We start from the raw sequence: 4,855 nt of genomic DNA, 5'->3' as shown, positions 1-4,855 counted from the left end.
GTGTAGCGTACCTTGATTCGTTTAGTATTGCTAAGGTTAAGTTCCTCGTGCAGTGTCAAGAGATCAGCACCTGTCATATAGTTATGGCCAAGGATCACCGCGTTGCGCTTGGCCTTCAGCTCATTGATCGCCTTGACGTATGGCGCATAGAGCACCCAATCGACAGGCGACACCACGCGGGACATGCGCTGATAGATATCAGACATGGACTTGGCGAGTTCGGGGTTCGGAGTGAGATCGTAGTGCTGGGACAATGCGCTGCGCAGCACGGGAATATCGAGCGACATGGCTGGGTTTTCCCCTCGTATGGTCGCGGGCCGCCTGAAGATCGTAACGGCACCGAAAAATCGGACGCGGTTGTGGAAGAGCGCTCGCGTCCGGTCACGCCTCGCATAGTACCATGCGAGTATGGGCCTGTGCATACCCGCAGGACCCTAAGCGTGCAAGCATCCGCCCACCCCTCACCACACCAAGCGTCACATTTTCGTCATGCCCATAGACGCGGCGGCGCGGATCGCGCAATCAGAGGGAGATTGCAGGAGTATCGCCGCACATATGCGGCTTATACTGCACCCAAGATTTGTCCCAGAACGAGGATCGCCATGAAACGCATGCTGTCTCTTGCCCTTGCCCTCGCGCCGCTTTCGGCGTGGGCCTCTCCCGATCCGGCGGACCGGCCCACTGTGCTGAAAGAAGCGCAGGGCCAGACCGTGCATTGGCATGCGTGGGGAGGCTCCACCGCGACCAATGATTTCATCGCATGGGTCGGGGAACGGCTCGCGGACGACTACGACATTACCCTCACTCATGTGAAACTGGAGAACACTGCCGATGCGGTGACGCGGGTGCTGACAGAGAAATCCGCAGGTCAGGACGAGGATGGTGCGGTGGACCTGATCTGGATCAACGGCGCCAACTTTGCCTCCATGAAAGACGCCGATCTGCTGTTTGGCCCCTTCGCCGAGGCGCTGCCGAACTGGCAATATGCCAACACGGAGAACAGCACCCTGACGCATGATTTTACCGTCCCGACCGAGGGCTATGAATCCCATGGGCGATGGCGCAGGTGGTGTTTATGCATGACACCAAAGACCTGCCCGAACGCTTAGGCTCAATGGATGCGCTCTTGGACTGGGCCCGCGAACACCCCGGCCGCTTCACCTATCCGCAGCCGCCAGATTTCCTCGGCACCACTTTCCTGAAACAGGCATTGGTCGACCTGAGCAACAACCCCAAGGCGCTCTCTGAGCCCGTCAATGAAGACAATTATGTCGAGGTGACCGCGCCGCTGTGGACTTTTATTGAGGAGCCGACGCCGCTGTTGTGGCGTGAGGGGCGCGCCTACCCGCCCACCGGCCCGCGCCAGCTGCAGCTGATGAACGATGATGAGATCGATCTGGCGATTTCCTTCAGCCCCGGCGAGGCCAGCACCGCAATCGCCAATTATCAACTGCCTGAAAGCGTGCGCACTTTCGTGCTCGACAAGGGCACCATCGGCAATGCGTCCTTCGTGGCGATCCCTTATAATTCAGGTTCCAAGGCTGCATCCATGGTGGTGGCAAACTTCCTGATGTCGCCAGAGGCCCAGTTGCGCGCCCAAGACCCCGAGGTACTGGGCTATGGCACCGTGCTTGATATGAACGCCTTGCCGGTTCAGGATCGGGCGGCCTTCCGCACGCTGGATCTGGGAATTGCGACGCTTTCGCCCGAGGAACTCGGTGCTGTGCAACCGGAACCACATCCGAGCTGGATGACCCGGATTTCCGAGGATTGGGTGGCCCGCTACGGCGTCGGCAACTGAGCCTTAGAACGCAACCTCCGTGCGCCCCTCCCTTGCCCTGCCCCCGGTCCTGCCGCTGCTGACCATATTGGTTCTCGATCGGGCCTGTTCTGGCCGGGCTATGGGGCACCATTAGCGCGGCCTTCGGACATCTGCCGGTGGCGGGGCTGCAGGGGCCGTCACTGACGCCGTTTCAGACACTGTGGGTATGGCCGGGGCTGTCGGCCTCGGTGCGTCTCAGCCTTGTAACGGGCGGGCTTGCCACATTTCTTTCGCTGGCGATCACGCTGCTACTGCTCGCAGGCTGGTCCGGTACGCGCCCCTTTCGTGCGGTCCTGCGGCTGTTGTCGCCGCTTTTGTCGGTACCGCATGCCGCCGCCGCCTTTGGGCTGATGTTCCTGATCCAACCTTCGGCTGGATTTCTCGCGCGTTCAGCCCGTGGCTCACCGGCTGGCAGCGCCCGCCCGATGTGTTGTTGGTGCAGGATCCGATGGGCCTTGCCATGGCGCTGGGGCTGGTGGTGAAGGAGGTGCCGTTCCTGCTGCTGATCAGCCTCGCGGCCCTTGGTCAGATCGACACCCAAGGCCGCCTGCGCGTTGCCATGGCGCTTGGATATGGGCGCATGGCCGCATGGATGTTTGGCGTGCTGCCCGCGCTTTATGCGCGCATCCGTCTGCCGGTCTATGTGGTGCTTGCCTACGCCATGTCGGTGGTCGATGTGGCGGTGATCCTTGGGCCCAACACGCCGCCGCCGCTGTCCGTACAGATCGTGCGCTGGATGGGAGAGCCGGACCTTACGCTGCGCACGCTGGCCTCGGCGGCGGCATTGCTGCAATTGGCACTGGTCATTGGCGCGCTTCTGCTCTGGCACGGAGGGGAACGTGCGCTTGCCGCACTGGGCCGACATCTGATCTACCGCGGGCCGCGCCTGTCGCGGGATGGCCTCTGGCGCGCATTTGGTCTCATGACGTCTTTGCTCTGTGTGGGTCTGGTTCTGGCCGGGCTTGCGGGGTTGGTGGTCTGGTCTTTTGCTGCCCGATGGAGTTTTCCCGACTTTCTCCCCGAGGGCTTTAGCCTGCGCAGCTGGCAGCGCAACGGCCCCGCCGCGATAGAGACACTCACGACCACTTTCGCCATCGCCCTCGCCGCCACCCTTGCCGGGCTGGTCCTGACGCTGGGGTGTCTTGAAACCGAAGAGCGCCGCAATCTGCGCCTCACGCGCAAGGGGCTTTGGCTCTTGTATTTGCCGCTCTTGGTGCCGCAGACCGCCTTCCTTCCGGGCATGCAGACGCTATTGCTGGGCTTTGGCATCGACCGCACACTCTGGGCGGTGATGCTCGCACATCTGGTCTTTGTACTGCCCTATCTGCGCCTGTCCCTCGAAGGCCCCTACAAGGCGTGGGATCCGCGGCTTGGAGCCGTGGGCGCGGCCATGGGTGCCTCTCGGAACCGGATCTTTCTGCAACTCAGACTGCCGATGCTGCTGGCGCCGATCCTGACCGCGGTGGCCGTGGGCATGGCGGTCTCTGTCGGGCAATATCTGCCGACGCTTCTGGTCGGAGGCGGACGCATCCAGACCCTCACCACCGAAGCCGTCGCCCTCGCCGCCGGTGGCGACCGGCGCGCGATTGGCCTATACGGGCTGGTGCAGACGGCGGCGGCACTATTGCCATTTGTGCTGGTGCTGACCCTGCCGCTGATCGTCTGGCGCAACCGGAGAGGACTGCAACATGGCTGAGGGCCTGAGACTGCGCGCCCTGCGCATCAAACACGGCGACCGCCCCTTGCTGGAACTCGACCTCACCGTGCCCCCCGCCACCATTCTGAGCGTGATGGGACCATCAGGCGTGGGCAAATCCACCCTGCTAGCGGCCATCACCGGGCAGATGAGCGCGGATTTCAGCCTTGAGGGCGAGATCCTTCTGAATGGCCGCGACCTTGCCCCCTGCCCCCGCAGGAGCGCCGTGTCGGCATCCTGTTTCAGGACCATCTGTTGTTTCCGCACCTGAGCGTCGGGGCCAACCTCGCCTTTGGCCTCGCGCCGCAAGTCCGAGGCCGCGCCCGTCGCGTGCGCATCAAAGACGCGCTGGCAGAGATCGGCCTTGAAGGCTTTCACGACCGCGACCCGGAGACGCTCTCGGGCGGTCAAAAAGCCCGCGTGGCCCTGATGCGGATGCTGCTCTCCGAGCCGGATCTTTTGTTGCTGGACGAGCCGTTTTCCCGACTGGACGCCACCCTGCGCGATCAGATGCGCGATCTGGTGTTCACCTTCGCCCGCGACCGCGCGCTGCCGGTTCTGATGGTGACACATGATACCGCAGACGCCGAGGCCGCAGGGGGGCCGATTGTTCAGTTAGGGTCTTGAGGGTTGGGCATATAGATCGTCCATTTTCAAACGGCCATCATCGCAAGGGACGCCCACACAAGATAAACACACTTTACGACGTTCTGATCAGCAGTGTCGTATCTCACGCGAAAACTCAGCGTTAATACATGTGACGCGACAGTATCAGGAAAACCCTGCGTTTTCCAGAAACCTATCGCTTAATCGGAATGCTCACACCATTGCCGATCCAGACGAGAGACCGCATATAATATTTGAAAGACCATCGAAAAGTTCTTAATTCAATCAACCGCTCTCGTTTGCCGAACGATCTGACTTCGGCTGCGACCAAGTCTTTCGTATAAAACACTAATCCCAAAGGCAGTATCTCAACTTTGTCCTCATGTACAACGACGTGATGCACCTTCTTCAAAGACGCCCAGGTTGACCAAGCTACCAAAAATAGAAATGGGAAAAGAAATACCAACACGGAACGTTCGTGGCTGGAGTCATCCCCCGACATTAAAGGGATAGCGATCAAGGATGATGCAAGAAGTATCAAGAACATTTTCAAAACCGCCTTTCTACCCCAATCATCGACAGTGTAATTACCTTGTTCGTTCCGAAAGAACGCATCAATATCGCTCATATATTGCATCCACTTGAGTATTTAGTGTGATCTACTCAAACGCGTTGGGGCAGGTGCTGATCTCTTGACACTGCACGAGGAACTTAACCTTAGCAATACGTAA

Annotated in this window: 7 protein-coding genes; 5 read left to right on the top strand and 2 right to left on the bottom strand. The window is 60.2% G+C overall.

The genetic code is table 11. From position 1 onward, the window contains the following. Positions 1-287, bottom strand: a 287-nt coding sequence (locus ACXAC1_RS19965; protein ID WP_475063973.1) for a hypothetical protein, incomplete at its 3' end; no start/stop codon positions are given. Between the two features lie 315 nt (positions 288-602). On the opposite strand from ACXAC1_RS19965, the gene ACXAC1_RS19960 reads away from it, so the two are divergent. The 5 genes from ACXAC1_RS19960 to ACXAC1_RS19940 all read left to right on the top strand — a co-directional run bounded on the left by ACXAC1_RS19960 (position 603) and on the right by ACXAC1_RS19940 (position 4,145). After that, positions 603-1,109, top strand: coding sequence for a hypothetical protein (locus ACXAC1_RS19960; protein WP_475063971.1), 507 nt, complete (start codon positions 603-605; stop codon positions 1,107-1,109). Beyond that, a complete protein-coding gene (locus tag ACXAC1_RS19955) occupies positions 1,076-1,801 on the top strand; it encodes an ABC transporter substrate-binding protein (RefSeq protein WP_475063970.1) in 726 nt (241 codons plus the stop codon). Before ACXAC1_RS19960 ends, ACXAC1_RS19955 begins: the two co-directional genes overlap by 34 nt. 469 nt (positions 1,802-2,270) lie before the next feature. Then, positions 2,271-3,518: an ABC transporter permease gene (locus tag ACXAC1_RS19950; protein ID WP_475063968.1), complete on the top strand. Its 1,248-nt coding sequence runs from the start codon at positions 2,271-2,273 to the stop codon at positions 3,516-3,518. After that, a complete protein-coding gene (locus ACXAC1_RS19945; protein ID WP_475063966.1) occupies positions 3,511-3,789 on the top strand; it encodes an ATP-binding cassette domain-containing protein in 279 nt (92 codons plus the stop codon). Before ACXAC1_RS19950 ends, ACXAC1_RS19945 begins: the two co-directional genes overlap by 8 nt. Next, complete coding sequence (locus ACXAC1_RS19940; protein WP_475063964.1) at positions 3,774-4,145, top strand: ATP-binding cassette domain-containing protein; 372 nt, start codon at positions 3,774-3,776, stop codon at positions 4,143-4,145. The genes ACXAC1_RS19945 and ACXAC1_RS19940 overlap by 16 nt, the downstream gene beginning before the upstream one ends. A 172-nt stretch (positions 4,146-4,317) precedes the next feature. Here the strand turns inward: ACXAC1_RS19940 and ACXAC1_RS19935 are convergent, their stop codons facing one another. Next, a complete protein-coding gene (locus ACXAC1_RS19935; protein ID WP_475063962.1) occupies positions 4,318-4,752 on the bottom strand; it encodes a hypothetical protein in 435 nt (144 codons plus the stop codon). Positions 4,753-4,855: the final 103 nt, after the last annotated feature.

Source organism: Marinomonas sp. AWM4_232, from assembly GCF_056158325.1.
Note: the sequence above shows the minus strand (reverse complement) of the source record. Positions and strands in the feature narration are given on the sequence as shown.

Coding starts and splice junctions, on each gene's coding strand:
- ACXAC1_RS19950 (WP_475063968.1), top strand. CDS start 2,271: ATGGGCCTTGCCATGGCGCTGGGGCTGGTGGTGAAGGAGGTGCCGTTC.
- ACXAC1_RS19935 (WP_475063962.1), bottom strand. CDS start 4,752: ATGAGCGATATTGATGCGTTCTTTCGGAACGAACAAGGTAATTACACT.
- ACXAC1_RS19945 (WP_475063966.1), top strand. CDS start 3,511: ATGGCTGAGGGCCTGAGACTGCGCGCCCTGCGCATCAAACACGGCGAC.
- ACXAC1_RS19960 (WP_475063971.1), top strand. CDS start 603: ATGAAACGCATGCTGTCTCTTGCCCTTGCCCTCGCGCCGCTTTCGGCG.
- ACXAC1_RS19955 (WP_475063970.1), top strand. CDS start 1,076: ATGCATGACACCAAAGACCTGCCCGAACGCTTAGGCTCAATGGATGCG.